We start from the raw sequence: 14563 nt of genomic DNA, 5'->3' as shown, positions 1-14563 counted from the left end.
ACCGGCCCTGCCGCCGGCGCTTTCGCGCCATCAGATCGACACGGCGCCCGCGATTGGGGCGCCAAGCGGAGAATGCATGATGACCAATCCCGAACCCACCGGCCTGACCGAGCGTCAGGTCCAGAGCTTCATCGAGGACGGCTTCGTCAGGATCGACGGCGCCTTCCCCACCGACCTCGCCCGGCAATGCCGGGACGAGTTGTGGGCAGCTGCGGGCCTCTCGCCCGACCGGCCCGAGGGCTGGACGCGACCCGTCATCCGGATCGCAGCGATGTCCACGCCCGCCTTCGTCCAGGCCGCCAACACCCCGCTGCTGCGCCGGGCCTATGACCGGCTTGCCGGGCCGGGGCGCTGGCTTGCGCCGCAAGGGCTGGGCAGCTTCCCGATCCGCTTCCCCTCGCCCATCGCCCCCGGCGACGATGGCTGGCATGTGGACATGAGCTTCGGCGACAGCCCGGATTTCATGGAGTGGCGGGTCAATGTCAAAAGCAGTGGCCGCGCGTTGCTGATGCTGTTCCTGTTCTCGGATGTCGGGCCCGGCGATGCACCGACCCGGATCAGGCGGGGCTCGCACGCCACCATTGCCCGAGAGTTGCTGCCCCATGGGGCGGCAGGCGCGACACTGCGGCAATTGTCGGCGAACGGCTATGCCTCGACCGAGACCTGCCCCGAGGTGCTGGCGACCGGCGGGGCGGGCACGGTCTATCTGTGCCATCCGTTCCTGGTCCATGCCGCACAGCCGCACCGGGGAACAAGACCCCGTTTCATGGCCCAGCCGCCCTTGCTGCCCAAGGGCGAGTTCGACCCGGCCTTGCCGCCCTCGCCCGTCCAACTCGCCATCCGCAGGGCCTGCGGGCTGGCGTTCTGAAGCCGGCAAGGTCCGGGGCTGCGTCAGATGACCGACGCCCAGGCATCGGTGACGACACCCTGCGTCTTCCTGGCCCTCTCCATGCCGCCGCCGTCGTTCACCTTGCGACGATGAAAAGACGGCTGCCGTCGCGGATCAGTTCCAGCGCCGCGACGGCTCGGTGGCCGGCAAGCATGTCACGCAAATCCGCGACCGAGGAAACCGGCGTCCGGTTGACGGCGACGATCATGTCGCCGCGGCGCAGGCCGATCCAGGCCGCAAGGCTGTCCGGCTCGACGCTGTCGACCATGATCCCGGCACCCCCCGCCCGGCGCGCCTCCTCCGCCGAGGCGTTGCGCAGCCGGGCGCCATCCAGCGGCGTGCCGGCGAAATCACCGGAGGAGGTCGCATCGGCGGTGATGGTCAGGTCGACCTCCCGCGCATCCCCCTCGCGCCTGACCGTCAGGCGGATGGTGCTGCCGACGGGCGTCAGGCCCAGCCGGTTTCGCAGATGCGTGGCGCCCTGCACCGGGGCGCCGTCGACAGCGGTCACCACGTCCCCCGCCTTCAGCCCCGCCTTCTCGGCGGGAGAGCCGGGCTCGACATTCGCGATCACCGCGCCGTGGATGCCGCCCAGCTCCAGCGCCTCGGCCAGGTCGGGCGTCAGATCGTGCATGCCGATGCCCAGCCTGCCGCGCCGCACCTCGCCGTGCTCGATCAGCTGCCGCATCACCGCGACGGCCATGTTGCTGGGCACCGCGAAGCCGATGCCGATATTGCCCCCTGCCGGGGTCAGGATGGCGGTGTTGATGCCGACCAGCCGGCCGTCCAGCGTCACCAGCGCGCCGCCCGAATTGCCCGGGTTGATCGAGGCGTCGGTCTGGATGAAATCCTCATAGCCCTCGCGGCTGATGCCGCTGCGCCCCAGCGCGCTGACGATGCCCGAGGTCACCGTCTGGCCCAGGCCGAAGGGGTTGCCGATCGCGGCGACGAAATCGCCGACCTGAAGGCGGTCGGAATCGCCGATCTCCAGCGCGACCAGATCCTCGGCCTCGATCCGCAGCAGGGCGATTTCCGTGGCCTGGTCGGCGCCGACGAGCTCGGCCCGGAACTGGCGCCCGTCCTTCAGGGTGACGCTGATCGCGCTGGCCTCGGCGACGACGTGATGGTTGGTCAGCACATAGCCGTTTTCGGCATCGACGATCACGCCGGAGCCGGCGCTCATCTGCCGCCGCATCGGCGGGTCGCGAAGATCGAAGAAGCGGCGGAAATAGGGATCGTTGTAAAGCGGGTTCGATACTACCGGGGTTTCCGAGACCACCGCGATATTGACCACCGCCGGGGTCACGCGCGACAGCATCGGGGCGATGGTGGGAATACCGCCCCCAGCCTCGGGCATGGGCTGCCCGACAGCCGCTTGGGGCGGCGCGACCAGCGCCAGGATCGTGCACAGCGTGATGACGGCCGCGCGCAGTCGGGGGATTTTCATCGACATCGGCAATCTCCGTTTGATCGGTGGTGATTTCCTTTCTCGCCCGAGACCAGACGGAGAACAAGAAAACGGCCCGGCGGGTTGCCGGGCCGTTCGGGAGGTCACGCTGTCGAATAGGGCCGGTCGTCGCCCGACCACAGGCTGACGCCCGCCAGGATCGCGACGACCAGACCGGCGATCACATGCACCCACATCGCCGCCGCGAGGGTCGCGAAGCCCAGAACCCAGGGCGCGATCACCGCCCAGAGGCCAAGGGCGACATTGGCCCATTCCTCAAGCCTGTGGAACGCGAAGAGCGCGGCCAGCGCGATCAGCGTCATCGCGGCCCCGACGAGCCAGGCGTTCCACGCCGCGGCGGTCTCGGCCGCGAAGCCGAGATACCAGGGCGACAGCAGAAGACCGAGACTGGCAACGACATTGGCGATGTCGAATGCCGTCCGGCGATCGAGAGACAGGGATTTCAGCATCGTTCACTCCTCCTTGTCGGTTGCTTGGTGATCCCGTCAATGGACCTTCCCCTGCGGGGGAAGGCTGGATGCGGCGGCGGCGGTTGTCGCCGCCGCGATGGCTCAGCCCTTGATGGCGATGCGCTTGACCTGCGACTGCGCCTTTTCCGTCTTGGGCAGGGTCACGGTCAGCACGCCGTTCCTGAAATGCGCATCGACCTCGTCCTCGCGGATCTCGGCGCCCAGCGGGATACGGCGCTCGAAACGGCCGTAAAAGCGTTCCGAGAATTGCCGGTCCTTATCCTCGACCTCCGAGCGTTTCTCGCCCTTCAGCGTCAGCACGCCGTCATCCAGCAGGACTTCGATGTCCTTCTCGTCAAGGCCCGGCACCTCGGCCGTCACCCTGATCTCCTTCTCGTTGTCGGAGATCTCGACGCTCGGCCAGCCGCCGCCAAAGGCAGGGACCGTGCCGACCGCGGGCAGGCCGAAGCCGCGGAAGACGTCGTCGAACAGCCGGTTCACCTCGCGATGCAGCGACAGGAAGGGATCGCGGTCGCCGTCGCGGAAGGCGGTGGGAAGCTGGTTGCCGCCATTGCGGTTCCAGGGGATCAGATCTCGGACATTCATGGTTTTCCTCCTTCATGGCAACAGGTTGCCGGAGACGCCGGGCGCTGCCCGGCGGCCGGCGGGGATCGTGCGGTGACAGGGCCTCAGGCGGCCTGCTTGCCGGTCTCGACCTGCTGCGGCTGGGATTTGGGCAGGGTCTGGGCCGGCGCGATCTCGATCCGGCGCGGCTTCATCTCTTCGGGGATCTCGTGCCGCAGGTCGATCGTCAGCAGCCCGTTCAGCAGTTCGGCGCCGGTCACCTTCACATGATCGGCGAGCTGGAAGCGCCGGCGGAAGCTCCGCTCGGCAATGCCGCGATGCAGATACTCGCCCTTGTCCTCGCCAGCCTTGCGGCCGGTCACTGTCAGAACGGTCCGTTCCTGCGTGATGGCCAGCTCGTCGGGCGAGAAACCCGCCACCGCCATGGTGATGCGATAGTCGTCCCCGCCGGTCTTGGCGATGTCATAGGGCGGCCAGTTGTCGATCGTCCCGACCCGGCTTGCCGCTTCCAGCGCGTTCAGCATCCGGTCGAAACCGATGCTCGACCGGTAGAGAGGGGCTCTGTTGCACAAATCCCGTCAGGGATTCAGATCGTGAATCCAGGGTGGTAGCTGTGATGTATGAGCAGACCCACACCGCCAACCTACAGGACCAGAAACTGGCCAGCCTACAATGAAGCGCTCAAGCGCCGGGGCTCGCTGACGATCTGGTTCGACCCCGAGATGAGCTGGGATGCCGTGCCGACGGGGAGGCGTGGCCGCCAGCAGACCTACAGCGATACTGCCATTCAGAGCTGCCTGACGATGAAGGTGCTATTCGGCATGGCGCTCCGGCAGACGACCGGGTTCGTCGAGAGCCTGCTGCGTCTGGTTGGCCTCGACGGGACGGTGCCTGACTTCAGCACACTGTCCCGCCGCCAGAAGACCTTGGCTGTGAACATCCCGTATCGCGGCTCCAAAGGGCCGCTGCACCTGCTGATCGACAGCACAGGAATCAAGGTCGAGGGCGAAGGCGAGTGGCACGCTCGCAAGCATGGTGGCCCCAAACGGCGGGTCTGGCGCAAGATCCACCTTGGGATCGACGAGGAAACGCTAGAGATCCGGGCTGTCGAGATCACCGGGAGCAACGTCGGCGATGCGCCGATCCTACCTGACCTTCTCGACCAGATCCCGGAGGACCAGGAAATCGGTAGCGTCACGGCAGATGGCGCCTACGACACGCGCAAGTGCCACGATGCGATTGCAGATCGCGGAGCCCATGCCGTCATCCCACCGCGCAGGAACGCGAAGACCTGGAAGACCATCACCGCTGGAGCCGTCGCGCGCAACGAGGCCCTCCGGGCGTCCAGGTATCTCGGCCGCACCCTGTGGCGACGATGGAGTGGATACCACCGCCGGAGCCGCATCGAGACGAAGATGCATTGTGTCAAACTGCTGGGCCAGCGGCTCATGGCAAGGGACTTCGACCGTCAGGTCGCCGAGTTCCAGATCCGCATCGCCGTCCTGAACGGCTACACCGCGCTCGGCATCCCGGTCACGGAAGCTGTAGGATAAGTCTGTCCGGGGAGGGGGTAACCGCGCCCATCACCTGAGTTATGCAACAGAGCCGTAGAGAGGGGAAAAGTCGAAAGTGGTTCTCATAGCCACATCCTCCGTTGAGCAACATGGATACAAGTCTTTCGCCGTGCGGTGCCGTTGCATCCGCCCCGGCATGCCGGACCCGTTCAAGGCTTCCGGCGATCCACGATTTAGGGCGAGGAAATGGCGGTTCAAGGGGGTGAAAGCACCGCGAGTGCGGCCTCTTTCGTGCGCCGGGAAAGCCCCTGTCTGGCTGATAAAAGGCACAGGAAAAGCGCGGGAGACTGTCCGCCGTCAAGCCGGCTAGCGCTGGCCTAAAAAAGATGAATATCCCCTGCATCCCGTCCAATCGGAATCATGGGAAATGGATCGAGACATCTTCGCGCAGCGTTTCGGCGGTAGGGAGAGTCGGCGTTACAGCGAAGAAAGCAGGTGCCCCCGCGCATCCGCTATTTCTTGCGTTTTTCGCAGGCACGCCGGTGGCGGCGTCTGCCGCCTCTTTCGCCAACCGTGCAGCCTTGAGGGATGCCGTCAGCTCGCTCCTCTTGCGGGCCTGTTCATCGACGATGAGCTTCGCCTCGGAAGTGGTGCGATCCATCGCCGTCAGGGGCGCAGGGTCGCGGAAAAGGTTTCTCGCCTTGGCCAACATACGGGTCTCCCGAAGGGGTTCAGCCCGGCCAGATGGCCAGGCTGTTCGACAGGATCAGGCGAGCGCCAGCCTGCTGGCCGATTCGCGACCATCGCGGCCCGACTCGATTTCGAAGGTCACGGCCTGACCATCCGCAACGCTGTTAAGCCCGGCCCGCTCGAGGGCCGAAATGTGCAGAAACACGTCCTTGCCGCCATGCTCGGGCGCGATGAAGCCGAAGCCCTTGGCGGCGTTGAACCATTTCACGGTGCCATTCGCCATCGTGATATCTCCTTGTGGATTTGTCGCTCGCGGAATGCAGCAACCCGGCCCGGTCAGTTCAAAAGCAGACTGAAGCCGAAAGGAGACAGGATGCAGAGAGAAGCAACGTAGCGCCCCCTGTATGCGCCTTCGCGCCGGATAAAGCAAAACATTCTTGCATCGCATTTGTCCGATGCCTCAATCAATGGAGCCAAACCTGGCTATTTTCCACTTGGCCAGACAAAAATTCCCGGAATCGCTCGAAAACCGATTGATCTGAGAATTTTCGACTGGAACCCGACCATGAGAATGGTGGGACATTATCTTCTGCCCCCATCTTCGGACGCACCTATAGCGTATACCTACTAAGCGCAGGGTTGGCTTGTACGCCAAGGGCATCGGAATATCCGAGGCACTCGAAAGTCCCGGTAGCTTATCTTTCTTGCGATAGCTCTTGGCCGAGGCCCCACAGCCTGTTCAGGATCGACCAGCTGGCTTTCGGCTGGTCACTCTGCGGAGCATTTCCATTCCCGCACAGGCACCGCCATAGCAGGACCAACCCCGGTCTCAGATCGTCGCCATGCAAGCGGACAAGGGACGTGCGGATTGTGCGATCGAGGTTTCGGGCACGAAACCGGCAGCTTTTGCAGCGGCAATGAAAGCCCGCCGCGCCGATCCCACCGATACAAGGCAGTGCAGGGCGGCATCCAGCTGCTCGAGCGCATGGTGCTGGGCCGTATTGGAAACCGGCCACCTCCTGCGGAGCCAGTATCTCGCCTGCTCGATCTTGCTGAACTTCTGCACCTCGCCGGCAGACGAAATGACGAATGAAAGGGGCGTGCCCCAGTGAATTTCCATAATGAAACTTTTCTGTCGGAACGGTTGGAATGGCGGGCAACGCATGCCCACCCTCCTCAAGGAAAAGCGGAGACGGCATGAAGCCGACCCCGCCTGTATTACCCTTCGGCGCTGCTCTCAGGAGAGCACGAGATTCGTTGCCGATTCCCGGCCATTGCGGTCACGCTCGATATCATAGGCGATCGCCTGGCCATCGTTCAGATGATGGATGCCGGCGCGCTCGAGCGCGGAAATATGGATGAAGACATCCTTCGAGCCCGTTTCCGGGGCAATGAAGCCGAAGCCTTTATTGGAGTTGAACCATTTCACGGTGCCATTGGCCATCGTGCTGTTCCTTTCAAAAATACCGCTCACACAGCGCAGCGGCTCGGCAAAGCTGAAGATCGAAGCTGAGCCGCAAGGAACAGGGTCCGAAAACAAGAGATGCTGATCCTATATAGGTCATGCCGGCTGAATTTACGAGGAAATTCCGGGAATCATGCGATCCCGGCCCATTACCCGTTGTTCGGCAAGGAAAGAATTTGCGACCCGCATCGACGGAAAATCCGGAGAAACGCCGTTTTTACCGCAAACTGCAAGTCTCAGCTTTCGTGCTGTTCCTTGCCGCCCAGTTCCCGGGCGTTCGTTTCCGCTATCGTCTCATGCAGCCGCGAATGGGCGGATTGCCATGCATCGAGCGCGCCCACGGCCTGGTCGAGCGCCTTTCTGTCCGGCCCATCGAATTGGGGAGCCGCCTCCTTGATCGCCCAGTAGAGCCGGCGCACCACCGGGGTCATCCGCTCCAGCCAGGCCAGGACATCCCTCAGGCTCTGCTCCTTGCCGCCGGGGTTGGAGTAGACCCCGCCCTGGAGGCCCTGCAGTTCCAGCTCGCTCAAGCGGAGCTCGATATCGCTCAGCCGTTCCCTGATATCTCTGTCGCTGTTCTCGACCAATGAGACCATTTTCGCCCCCTCCCTTTATGTGATTGCTCTTCTTGGGCCTGCCGGCCCATCGATCACGCCCTGTCGGTCGTCGGATCGCCCATGCCGCTCGCGACGCGAACCAGCATGCCGCGCTCGTTCCCGTCCCTTTTCCGACGCCGGCGCACTCCTGCATCATGCTGCGGCTCGGGTCGTTTCTCGGGGGTGCTGGCGATGTCTGCGGAATCCACGGTCTGGGTCTCCCTGTTGCCGGACGAAAAAATTCGAACAGGCATGGCTGATATGGGGTGTCAGGGGGCTGCAGGCCATAGGAGACATTCGCCTATCGACCAACCTCCGGAAAGCCCGAGAAAGAAATCTCGGTGACGACGAAGCGGTTCTGCAACGGCAGGATGAGGTCAGCGCAGTCGATGGCCGTTACGACGAGTTTTGCGTCAGTCGGCTTTTGCGATTCCTATTCAGGCGCGGGATCGGTTCTTTCCGCTGCCGCGTCGATCCGGTCGGCCCATTCGATCAGCAATCGCGCTGCGCCGAAATCTCCGTGCCTGTCGCGCTTCTGGGCGGCGAGAGCGAGGTGTTCCCGCAGATCCGTCGTCATGAGCAGGCCGGGCCGCTCGGTGGCCAGAAAGAGCATTTGCAGCAGGTGCTCTATGGCGGCTTCGTATTGATCCGGGCTTTCGATTGCCACCTTCCTGCCTTCCATCGGTTGCTGCCTGGCGCCTCGTGTCAGGCGATTGCTGGTTGCCCCAAAGGACGAAGACCGGATACCCGTTTTGCATCGGTATCGGCCCGCTTGACAGTCAGCATGGCTGGCGCGTGTCGCGTCACCAGTCCCGGAACCGCTCGAACAGCCCGGACGTGCAAGATCTGATCGGAATGAGCCGGGTTGTTCCGTCGTCATGGGCGAGCTTCACCAGATCCCCATTCTGGAAATGGCGGATCCCCTCAAGATGCCACGGCGGCTGAGCAAAGATTTCGGTAGCTCCGGTGAGCGCGTCGGTCAGGGCAACACGTTTGGTCATGGAAACCTCGCTATCTGGACGAGCGAAAACGGCGGACCTGGATCCGCCGCTTCACCTTCCAGCTTTTGAATGCCGCATACCAGCGCAGATTTCGACCACACCTTGGTGCGGCAATTTACCGGAAGATCGGGGGTCCGCAGGTTTCCACCCGCTTCGCCTTTCGCATGGCAGCCGGCTGTCATCTGTGGTCAGCAGGCTTCCGCATTGGGTCATCTTTCGGATCGTTGTCGCCCTGCTGCGGGACTGCCGGCGGCTCGCCCTGCTGGGCCTGACGGGTCTCCCCCTCGGGTCCAGAGCGTCGTTCTTTGGGCCGGTGCCCACAATGGGGTCTTCCATGGCACCGCCCGGAGATCCCGCTCGGATGAACAAGACATGGGGTCGAAGGGATGGAATTGCGCCCTCCGGATCGAAACTATCGTGCAAGCTGGTCATATGGCTGGAAAGAATGTCGCTCCGATCTCGTGGCTCCTTAAGCGCCGCCAGCGTCGTTACCGACCGTCGGGGCCCGCGCCCTCGAGATACGATGATGTCACGTCAGCTATTTCCTCCGCGCGTCCAGGACATGGGAAACGAGACTTTACAGATGCTGAACTGCGTCCGCTTCAAGGTTGACCTTCCGCGGATTCCCCGAACAGCCGTCGTCGAGACGCACCTGCTGGCTTGACAACATCAGGTCTCACCTTCATTGTCTCAACATATCTTGAGAGGTTGATTCGATGGAAGAGCAACACGCCCTTGTCGGCTTCGCGGCCCTGTCGCAGGAAACCCGGCTGCGCATCGTCCGGCTGCTGGTCAAGGCCGGGCCGGAGGGCATGGCGGCCGGAGCCATCGGCGAGGCCCTGGGGGGTGCCAGCACCTCGCGGCTGTCGTTTCACCTGACCCATCTCGAACATGCCGGGCTGATCCGGTCCCGGCGCGAAGGGCGCTTCATCATCTACAGCGCCGTCTTTGCCACATTGGCGGGGCTGATCGCATTCCTGATGCGCGATTGCTGCGACGGCCACCCGGACATCTGCGCGCCGGTCGCGGCCGCGCTGGATTGTGCCTGTGACCCCACTTTGACCCGCGAGGCCTGAGCATGGATGTCGTGATCTATCACAACCCGGATTGCAGCACCTCGCGCAACGTGCTGGCCATGATCCGCAATGCCGGGATCGAGCCGCATGTGGTGGAATACCTCAAGACGCCGCCCTCGCGCGCGATGCTGGAACAACTGATCGCCCGCATGGGCATCGCGCCGCGCGAGTTGCTGCGCGAAAAGGGCACGCCCTATGCCGAGCTTGGCCTGGACGATCCGGCGCTGACTGATGCCGCACTGATCGAGGCGATGCTTGCGCATCCGGTGCTGATCAACCGGCCCATCGTGGTCAGCCCCAGGGGGGTGCGGCTTTGCCGGCCTTCGGAGCAGGTGCTGGATTTGCTGCCACCGCAGCAAGCGGCTTTCAGCAAGGAAGACGGCGAGCAGGTCGTGGATGCCCAGGGCAACCGCATCCGCCCGGCCTGAAAGGAATAGGTGATGACCCCCGACCGCCCGGCCCGCCGGCTTTCCTTTCTCGACCGCTACCTGACCTTGTGGATCTTCGCGGCCATGGCGATCGGCATCCTGCTGGGCACGCTGTTCTCCGGCCTGCCGGATGCGCTGAACGCCATGGCGGTGGGCTCGACCAACATCCCCATCGCCATCGGCCTGATCCTGATGATGTATCCGCCGCTGGCCAAGGTCCGCTACGAGGACCTGCCCCGGGTCTTTGCCGACAAGCGCGTGCTGATGCTGTCGCTGGTGCAGAACTGGCTGATCGGGCCGGTGCTGATGTTTGCGCTGGCGGTGATCTTCCTGCGCGACCAGCCGGAATACATGACCGGGCTGATCCTGATCGGCCTGGCGCGCTGCATCGCCATGGTGCTGGTCTGGAACCAGCTGGCGCGCGGCGACGGGCAATATGTCGCCGGGCTGGTAGCGTTCAACTCGATCTTCCAGATCCTGTTCTTCTCGACCTATGCCTGGCTGTTCCTGACCGTGCTTCCACCCCTGTTCGGGCTGGAAGGCAGCGTGATCGAGGTGGGTTTCCGGACGGTGACCGAGGCGGTGCTGATCTACCTGGGCATCCCCTTCGCCGCCGGGTTCCTGACCCGGCATGTGCTGATCGCGCGCAAGGGCGACGCTTGGTATCAGAACGTATTCCTGCCGAGGATCGGCCCGATCACGCTGGCCGCGCTGCTTTTCACCATCGTGGCGATGTTCAGCCTGAAGGGCGGCGACGTGCTGCGCCTGCCGCTCGACACGATCAGGATCGCTATCCCGCTGGTGCTGTATTTCGCCATCCAGTTCGTCGTCAGCTTCGCCATGGGCCGCCTGATCGCCCGGGACTATCCGCGCAGCACCGCCATCGCCTTCACCGCCGCCGGCAACAACTTCGAGCTGGCCATCGCCGTCGCCATCGCCGCCTATGGGCTGGCCTCGCCCGTGGCCTTCGCCGCGGTCATCGGCCCGCTGGTCGAGGTGCCGGTTCTGATCCTTCTGGTCAACGCCGCCCTGTGGCTGGGCCGCCGCTGGTTCCCCGCAGCAACCCCGCAAGAGGCCCGCGCATGATCCCCGACTTGCCGAACCTGTCGCCCGGTGCGGTCCACCAGCCGGACCTGCCCCCGGTTCCGCGCGCAACCCATCCGCCGCGCATCCTGCTGCTCTATGGCTCGCTGCGGGAACGCTCCTACAGCCGCTTCGCCACGCTGGAGGCCGAGCGCCTGCTGCGGCATTTCGGTTGCGAGACGCGGGTGTTCCACGCCAATGGCCTGCCGCTGCCCGAGGATGCCGACCCGTCGCATCCCAAGGTGCAGGAGCTGCGCGATCTGTGCCTGTGGTCCGAGGGCCAGGTCTGGACCAGCCCGGAACGCCACGGCGCGATGACCGGGGTGATGAAATCACAGATCGACTGGATCCCCTTGTCGATGGGGGCGATCCGTCCGACGCAGGGCCGCACGCTGGCGGTGATGCAGGTCTCGGGCGGCTCGCAGAGCTTCAATGCGGTGAACCAGATGCGGGTGCTGGGCCGCTGGATGCGGATGCTGACGATCCCCAACCAGTCCTCGGTCGCCAGGGCGTATCAGGAGTTCGACGAGGCCGGCCGCATGCGGCCGTCGAGCTATTACGACCGCATCGTCGACGTTATGGAGGAACTGGTGAAGTTCACCCTGGCGACCCGCGACCTGTCGGCCTTCCTGACCGACCGATACAGCGAGCGCAAGGAAGCCGCGGCAAAGCTCGAGGAACGGGTAAACCTCAAGGCTGCGACATGAGGCTGGAGAGGCGCGATATCGGGCGGGGAGCGATCGCGAGACGCACCCGGATCGCACCGTAAAGGGCGACCGAACCGGGTCTGAACCGGGCAACCGTCTTGACATTCCATCGTCGTCGTCGGAATTTTCCGGCATGGGGTCTTGCGACGCCCCACGAGGCGCCAGCCGAAGTTCGCGTTCCATTCCGACAACTGACTCAATGGAGGGAACGCAGATGCCTGCGCCTGATGCCATAACCTGCGACAAGCTCGCCAAGCTGATCGGCACCGCACGATGCCCCGTCGTCCTCGACCTGCGCCGGGCGGATGCGAGAGACACCGAACCCCGTCTCATCCCCTCCGCCCGATGGCTGGCTGAGGATGAAATCGCTCCTGCGGCGCTTTCGGAGCTGGCCCGCAGCCTGGATCGTCCGGTGGTGGTCCTATGCGCCGAGGGACACGGGCGCAGCCAGGGCGTCGCCGCCTGGCTGCGCCATGAAGGGGTCGCAGCCGAGTATCTGGAGGGAGGCATGGCGGCATGGCTTGCCGCCGGCCTGCCACTCGTCACGACCACAAGGATCACCGGCCATGATCCGCAGGGTCGCAGCCTGTGGGTGACACGGGCGCGGCCCAAGATCGATCGCATCGCCTGCCCCTGGCTGATCCGGCGCTTCATCGATCCACGGGCGGTGTTTCTGTTCGTCGCCCCGGCCGAGGTCCCCGCAGTGGCCGAGCGGTTCGGCGCCATGCCCTTCGATGTCGAAGGCGTGTTCTGGAGCCATCGCGGCGAGGACTGCACCTTCGACACGCTGCTGAAGGAAACCCGGTTGAGCATCCCGGCGCTCGACCGGCTGGCGTTGATCGTGCGCGGGGCGGATACCGCCCGCCTGGACCTCGCCCCCGAAGCGGCGGGCCTGCTTGCGGCGTCCCTGGGCCTGTCGCGGATGTATTCCGACGATCTGGAACAACTCGATGCCGGATTGCAGCTCTATGACGCCTTCTACCGTTGGGCGCGCGATGCCACGGACGAGATCCACAACTGGCCCACCAACGCCAGGGGTACGGGCCGGAGCGCCACATGAAACGGCGTGATGGATTTCCAACGCTGGGCCAGGCCACCGGGGTCTGGGCCAGGATCGCCGCGCTGAGTTTCGGCGGGCCGGCCGGCCAGATCGCGGTGATGCACCGGATACTGGTCGAGGAGCGGAAGTGGCTCGGGGATGCGCGATTCCTCCATGCCCTGAACTTCTGCATGTTGCTGCCCGGCCCCGAGGCGCAGCAGATGGCGACCTATATCGGCTGGCTGATGCACGGCGTGCGCGGCGCGCTGATCGCGGGGATGCTGTTCATCCTGCCGGGTTTCATCGCCATGATGGTGCTGAGCTGGGTCTACGCGCTCTATGGCGATGTGCCGGTTGTGACCGCGCTGTTCTTCGGGCTCAAGGCCGCGGTGCTGGCGATCGTGCTGCAAGCGGTGTTCCGCATCGGCAAACGTGCCCTGAAGAACAAGGTCATGCTCGGCCTGGCCGCCGCGTCCTTCCTGGCCATCTTCCTGTTCGATGCACCCTTCCCGGTGATCGTGGCGCTGGCGGCGGCCATCGGCTGGATCGGGGCAAAGGCCGGGATTGCGGCCTTCCGGGGCGGCGGCGGACATGGCTCGTCAGGTGGCGCACATGTCAGCGACGCCGACACGATCCTTGGCGAAGACCTTGACCTTCCGCCCTCGGCGCGCAGAAACGCCTTTCGCGCGGGATGGGCGGCGGTCGCGCTCTGGCTGTTGCCGGTGCTGCTGCTGCTCGCCCTGGTGCCGGGCAGCGTCTTCACCGACATCGCGCTCTATTTCTCGAAACTCGCGGTGCTGACCTTCGGCGGGGCCTATGCCGTGCTGGCCTGGGTCGCGCAGGAGGCGGTCGGCAGCTATGGCTGGCTGCAGCCGGGTGAGATGCTCGACGGTCTCGGCATGGCCGAAACCATGCCGGGGCCGCTGATCAAGGTGTTGCAGTTCGTCGGCTTCATGGGGGCAATGCGCGAGGCCGGATGGGCCATGCCGCTGCTGGCGGCAACGCTCGGGGGCGTCCTGACGACATGGGTGACCTTCGCGCCCTGCTTCGCCTGGATTCTGCTCGGGGCACCGTTCATGGAAGGGCTGCGGGAAAACCGGGCGCTCGCGGCGGCGCTGGCTTCGGTCACGGCGGCGGTCGTGGGGGTGATCCTCAATCTCGCGATATGGTTCGCGATCCATGTGGTCTGGCGCGAGGTCGAGCCTTTCGACTGGGGCCCGGTCTCGACCAGCGTTCCGGTGCTGGAAACACTGGATGGCTGGGCGATGGCCCTTTCGGCGCTGGCGATCCTCGCGGTGTTCCGTCTGAAGCTCGGCATCGGCCTCGTGCTTGGTGGTGCGGCACTGGCTGGCCTCGGACTGCATATGGCCGGGGCGATCTGACGGCGGATGGCGAGGCCGCTGCCCGAACCCCGAAGAAACCCGGATATCCGCGATGCCAGGGCGGATGCGGGTCGCCCGCGGTCAGTTGATGGTGGTGCCTGCCCTGATTCGCATCACATGGGGATGGTCGGCATGGTAACAAGGCCGACCGGGACGCTCACCTTGCAGCTCGGTGGCGAGTACAGCCGGTT

19 protein-coding genes are annotated in these 14563 nt (G+C 64.7%); 8 read left to right on the top strand and 11 right to left on the bottom strand.

The window, feature by feature from the left end; all coding sequences use genetic code 11:
* Positions 1 to 76: 76 nt before the first annotated feature.
* A complete protein-coding gene (locus LOS78_RS08550; protein ID WP_230377946.1) occupies positions 77 to 868 on the top strand; it encodes a phytanoyl-CoA dioxygenase family protein in 792 nt (263 codons plus the stop codon).
* 97 nt (positions 869 to 965) lie between these two features.
* Here LOS78_RS08550 and LOS78_RS08545 read toward each other — a convergent pair whose 3' ends face one another.
* The 4 genes from LOS78_RS08545 to LOS78_RS08530 all read right to left on the bottom strand — a co-directional run bounded on the left by LOS78_RS08545 (position 966) and on the right by LOS78_RS08530 (position 3915).
* The gene (locus LOS78_RS08545) at positions 966 to 2342 is read right to left on the bottom strand and encodes a DegQ family serine endoprotease (RefSeq protein WP_011749416.1); all 1377 of its coding nucleotides are present in this window, start codon (positions 2340 to 2342) and stop codon (positions 966 to 968) included.
* A gap of 98 nt (positions 2343 to 2440) precedes the next feature.
* Positions 2441 to 2806: an SPW repeat protein gene (locus LOS78_RS08540; protein ID WP_028716852.1), complete on the bottom strand. Its 366-nt coding sequence runs from the start codon at positions 2804 to 2806 to the stop codon at positions 2441 to 2443.
* A 102-nt stretch (positions 2807 to 2908) separates the two neighbouring features.
* Entirely contained in the window at positions 2909 to 3412 is a 504-nt protein-coding gene (locus tag LOS78_RS08535; protein WP_011749414.1) for an Hsp20/alpha crystallin family protein, read from the bottom strand.
* 83 nt (positions 3413 to 3495) lie between these two features.
* Positions 3496 to 3915: an Hsp20 family protein gene (locus tag LOS78_RS08530; RefSeq protein WP_230377945.1), complete on the bottom strand. Its 420-nt coding sequence runs from the start codon at positions 3913 to 3915 to the stop codon at positions 3496 to 3498.
* 96 nt (positions 3916 to 4011) lie between these two features.
* On the opposite strand from LOS78_RS08530, the gene LOS78_RS08525 reads away from it, so the two are divergent.
* On the top strand, positions 4012 to 4944 hold the full coding sequence (locus LOS78_RS08525; protein ID WP_230375481.1) for an IS5 family transposase: 933 nt from the start codon (positions 4012 to 4014) through the stop codon (positions 4942 to 4944).
* A 379-nt stretch (positions 4945 to 5323) separates the two neighbouring features.
* On the opposite strand, the gene LOS78_RS08520 is transcribed toward LOS78_RS08525, so the two are convergent.
* The 7 genes from LOS78_RS08520 to LOS78_RS08490 all read right to left on the bottom strand — a co-directional run bounded on the left by LOS78_RS08520 (position 5324) and on the right by LOS78_RS08490 (position 8657).
* A complete protein-coding gene (locus LOS78_RS08520) occupies positions 5324 to 5617 on the bottom strand; it encodes a hypothetical protein (RefSeq protein ID WP_230377944.1) in 294 nt (97 codons plus the stop codon).
* A gap of 54 nt (positions 5618 to 5671) precedes the next feature.
* On the bottom strand, positions 5672 to 5878 hold the full coding sequence (locus LOS78_RS08515) for a cold-shock protein (protein WP_011749411.1): 207 nt from the start codon (positions 5876 to 5878) through the stop codon (positions 5672 to 5674).
* A 546-nt stretch (positions 5879 to 6424) separates the two neighbouring features.
* Positions 6425 to 6715 (bottom strand): DUF982 domain-containing protein, encoded by a 291-nt coding sequence (locus tag LOS78_RS08510; RefSeq protein ID WP_230377943.1) that lies wholly within the window; start codon positions 6713 to 6715, stop codon positions 6425 to 6427.
* A gap of 117 nt (positions 6716 to 6832) precedes the next feature.
* On the bottom strand, positions 6833 to 7039 hold the full coding sequence (locus LOS78_RS08505; protein ID WP_011749408.1) for a cold-shock protein: 207 nt from the start codon (positions 7037 to 7039) through the stop codon (positions 6833 to 6835).
* Between the two features lie 257 nt (positions 7040 to 7296).
* On the bottom strand, positions 7297 to 7656 hold the full coding sequence (locus LOS78_RS08500) for a hypothetical protein (protein ID WP_011749407.1): 360 nt from the start codon (positions 7654 to 7656) through the stop codon (positions 7297 to 7299).
* Between the two features lie 433 nt (positions 7657 to 8089).
* Positions 8090 to 8338, bottom strand: coding sequence for a hypothetical protein (locus tag LOS78_RS08495; protein WP_017998452.1), 249 nt, complete (start codon positions 8336 to 8338; stop codon positions 8090 to 8092).
* Between the two features lie 121 nt (positions 8339 to 8459).
* The gene (locus LOS78_RS08490) at positions 8460 to 8657 is read right to left on the bottom strand and encodes a hypothetical protein (RefSeq protein WP_041530327.1); all 198 of its coding nucleotides are present in this window, start codon (positions 8655 to 8657) and stop codon (positions 8460 to 8462) included.
* 716 nt (positions 8658 to 9373) lie between these two features.
* On the opposite strand from LOS78_RS08490, the gene LOS78_RS08485 reads away from it, so the two are divergent.
* The 6 genes from LOS78_RS08485 to chrA all read left to right on the top strand — a co-directional run bounded on the left by LOS78_RS08485 (position 9374) and on the right by chrA (position 14372).
* On the top strand, positions 9374 to 9733 hold the full coding sequence (locus LOS78_RS08485) for a helix-turn-helix transcriptional regulator (protein ID WP_011749404.1): 360 nt from the start codon (positions 9374 to 9376) through the stop codon (positions 9731 to 9733).
* Positions 9734 to 9735: 2 nt separating this feature from the next.
* Positions 9736 to 10161 (top strand): arsenate reductase (glutaredoxin), encoded by a 426-nt coding sequence (gene arsC / locus LOS78_RS08480; RefSeq protein ID WP_230377942.1) that lies wholly within the window; start codon positions 9736 to 9738, stop codon positions 10159 to 10161.
* A 12-nt stretch (positions 10162 to 10173) separates the two neighbouring features.
* The gene (gene arsB / locus LOS78_RS08475) at positions 10174 to 11247 is read left to right on the top strand and encodes an ACR3 family arsenite efflux transporter (protein WP_011749402.1); all 1074 of its coding nucleotides are present in this window, start codon (positions 10174 to 10176) and stop codon (positions 11245 to 11247) included.
* On the top strand, positions 11244 to 11951 hold the full coding sequence (gene arsH, locus LOS78_RS08470; protein ID WP_011749401.1) for an arsenical resistance protein ArsH: 708 nt from the start codon (positions 11244 to 11246) through the stop codon (positions 11949 to 11951). Before arsB ends, arsH begins: the two co-directional genes overlap by 4 nt.
* Before the next feature lie 214 nt (positions 11952 to 12165).
* Entirely contained in the window at positions 12166 to 13011 is an 846-nt protein-coding gene (locus LOS78_RS08465; RefSeq protein WP_011749400.1) for a sulfurtransferase/chromate resistance protein, read from the top strand.
* A complete protein-coding gene (gene chrA, locus LOS78_RS08460; RefSeq protein WP_011749399.1) occupies positions 13008 to 14372 on the top strand; it encodes a chromate efflux transporter in 1365 nt (454 codons plus the stop codon). Before LOS78_RS08465 ends, chrA begins: the two co-directional genes overlap by 4 nt.
* Positions 14373 to 14563: the final 191 nt, after the last annotated feature.

The sequence above is a fragment of the Paracoccus sp. MA genome (assembly GCF_020990385.1).
Taxonomy (GTDB): Bacteria; Pseudomonadota; Alphaproteobacteria; order Rhodobacterales; family Rhodobacteraceae; genus Paracoccus.
Note: the sequence above shows the minus strand (reverse complement) of the source record. Positions and strands in the feature narration are given on the sequence as shown.

What these genes read in the sequence shown, in the direction of transcription:
- LOS78_RS08550 (WP_230377946.1), top strand. Translation starts at nt 77, where the DNA reads ATGATGACCAATCCCGAACCCACCGGCCTGACCGAGCGTCAGGTCCAG.
- LOS78_RS08545 (WP_011749416.1), bottom strand. Translation starts at nt 2,342, where the DNA reads ATGTCGATGAAAATCCCCCGACTGCGCGCGGCCGTCATCACGCTGTGC.
- LOS78_RS08540 (WP_028716852.1), bottom strand. Translation starts at nt 2,806, where the DNA reads ATGCTGAAATCCCTGTCTCTCGATCGCCGGACGGCATTCGACATCGCC.
- LOS78_RS08535 (WP_011749414.1), bottom strand. Translation starts at nt 3,412, where the DNA reads ATGAATGTCCGAGATCTGATCCCCTGGAACCGCAATGGCGGCAACCAG.
- LOS78_RS08530 (WP_230377945.1), bottom strand. Translation starts at nt 3,915, where the DNA reads ATGCTGAACGCGCTGGAAGCGGCAAGCCGGGTCGGGACGATCGACAAC.
- LOS78_RS08525 (WP_230375481.1), top strand. Translation starts at nt 4,012, where the DNA reads ATGAGCAGACCCACACCGCCAACCTACAGGACCAGAAACTGGCCAGCC.
- LOS78_RS08520 (WP_230377944.1), bottom strand. Translation starts at nt 5,617, where the DNA reads ATGTTGGCCAAGGCGAGAAACCTTTTCCGCGACCCTGCGCCCCTGACG.
- LOS78_RS08515 (WP_011749411.1), bottom strand. Translation starts at nt 5,878, where the DNA reads ATGGCGAATGGCACCGTGAAATGGTTCAACGCCGCCAAGGGCTTCGGC.
- LOS78_RS08510 (WP_230377943.1), bottom strand. Translation starts at nt 6,715, where the DNA reads ATGGAAATTCACTGGGGCACGCCCCTTTCATTCGTCATTTCGTCTGCC.
- LOS78_RS08505 (WP_011749408.1), bottom strand. Translation starts at nt 7,039, where the DNA reads ATGGCCAATGGCACCGTGAAATGGTTCAACTCCAATAAAGGCTTCGGC.
- LOS78_RS08500 (WP_011749407.1), bottom strand. Translation starts at nt 7,656, where the DNA reads ATGGTCTCATTGGTCGAGAACAGCGACAGAGATATCAGGGAACGGCTG.
- LOS78_RS08495 (WP_017998452.1), bottom strand. Translation starts at nt 8,338, where the DNA reads ATGGAAGGCAGGAAGGTGGCAATCGAAAGCCCGGATCAATACGAAGCC.
- LOS78_RS08490 (WP_041530327.1), bottom strand. Translation starts at nt 8,657, where the DNA reads ATGACCAAACGTGTTGCCCTGACCGACGCGCTCACCGGAGCTACCGAA.
- LOS78_RS08485 (WP_011749404.1), top strand. Translation starts at nt 9,374, where the DNA reads ATGGAAGAGCAACACGCCCTTGTCGGCTTCGCGGCCCTGTCGCAGGAA.
- arsC (WP_230377942.1), top strand. Translation starts at nt 9,736, where the DNA reads ATGGATGTCGTGATCTATCACAACCCGGATTGCAGCACCTCGCGCAAC.
- arsB (WP_011749402.1), top strand. Translation starts at nt 10,174, where the DNA reads ATGACCCCCGACCGCCCGGCCCGCCGGCTTTCCTTTCTCGACCGCTAC.
- arsH (WP_011749401.1), top strand. Translation starts at nt 11,244, where the DNA reads ATGATCCCCGACTTGCCGAACCTGTCGCCCGGTGCGGTCCACCAGCCG.
- LOS78_RS08465 (WP_011749400.1), top strand. Translation starts at nt 12,166, where the DNA reads ATGCCTGCGCCTGATGCCATAACCTGCGACAAGCTCGCCAAGCTGATC.
- chrA (WP_011749399.1), top strand. Translation starts at nt 13,008, where the DNA reads ATGAAACGGCGTGATGGATTTCCAACGCTGGGCCAGGCCACCGGGGTC.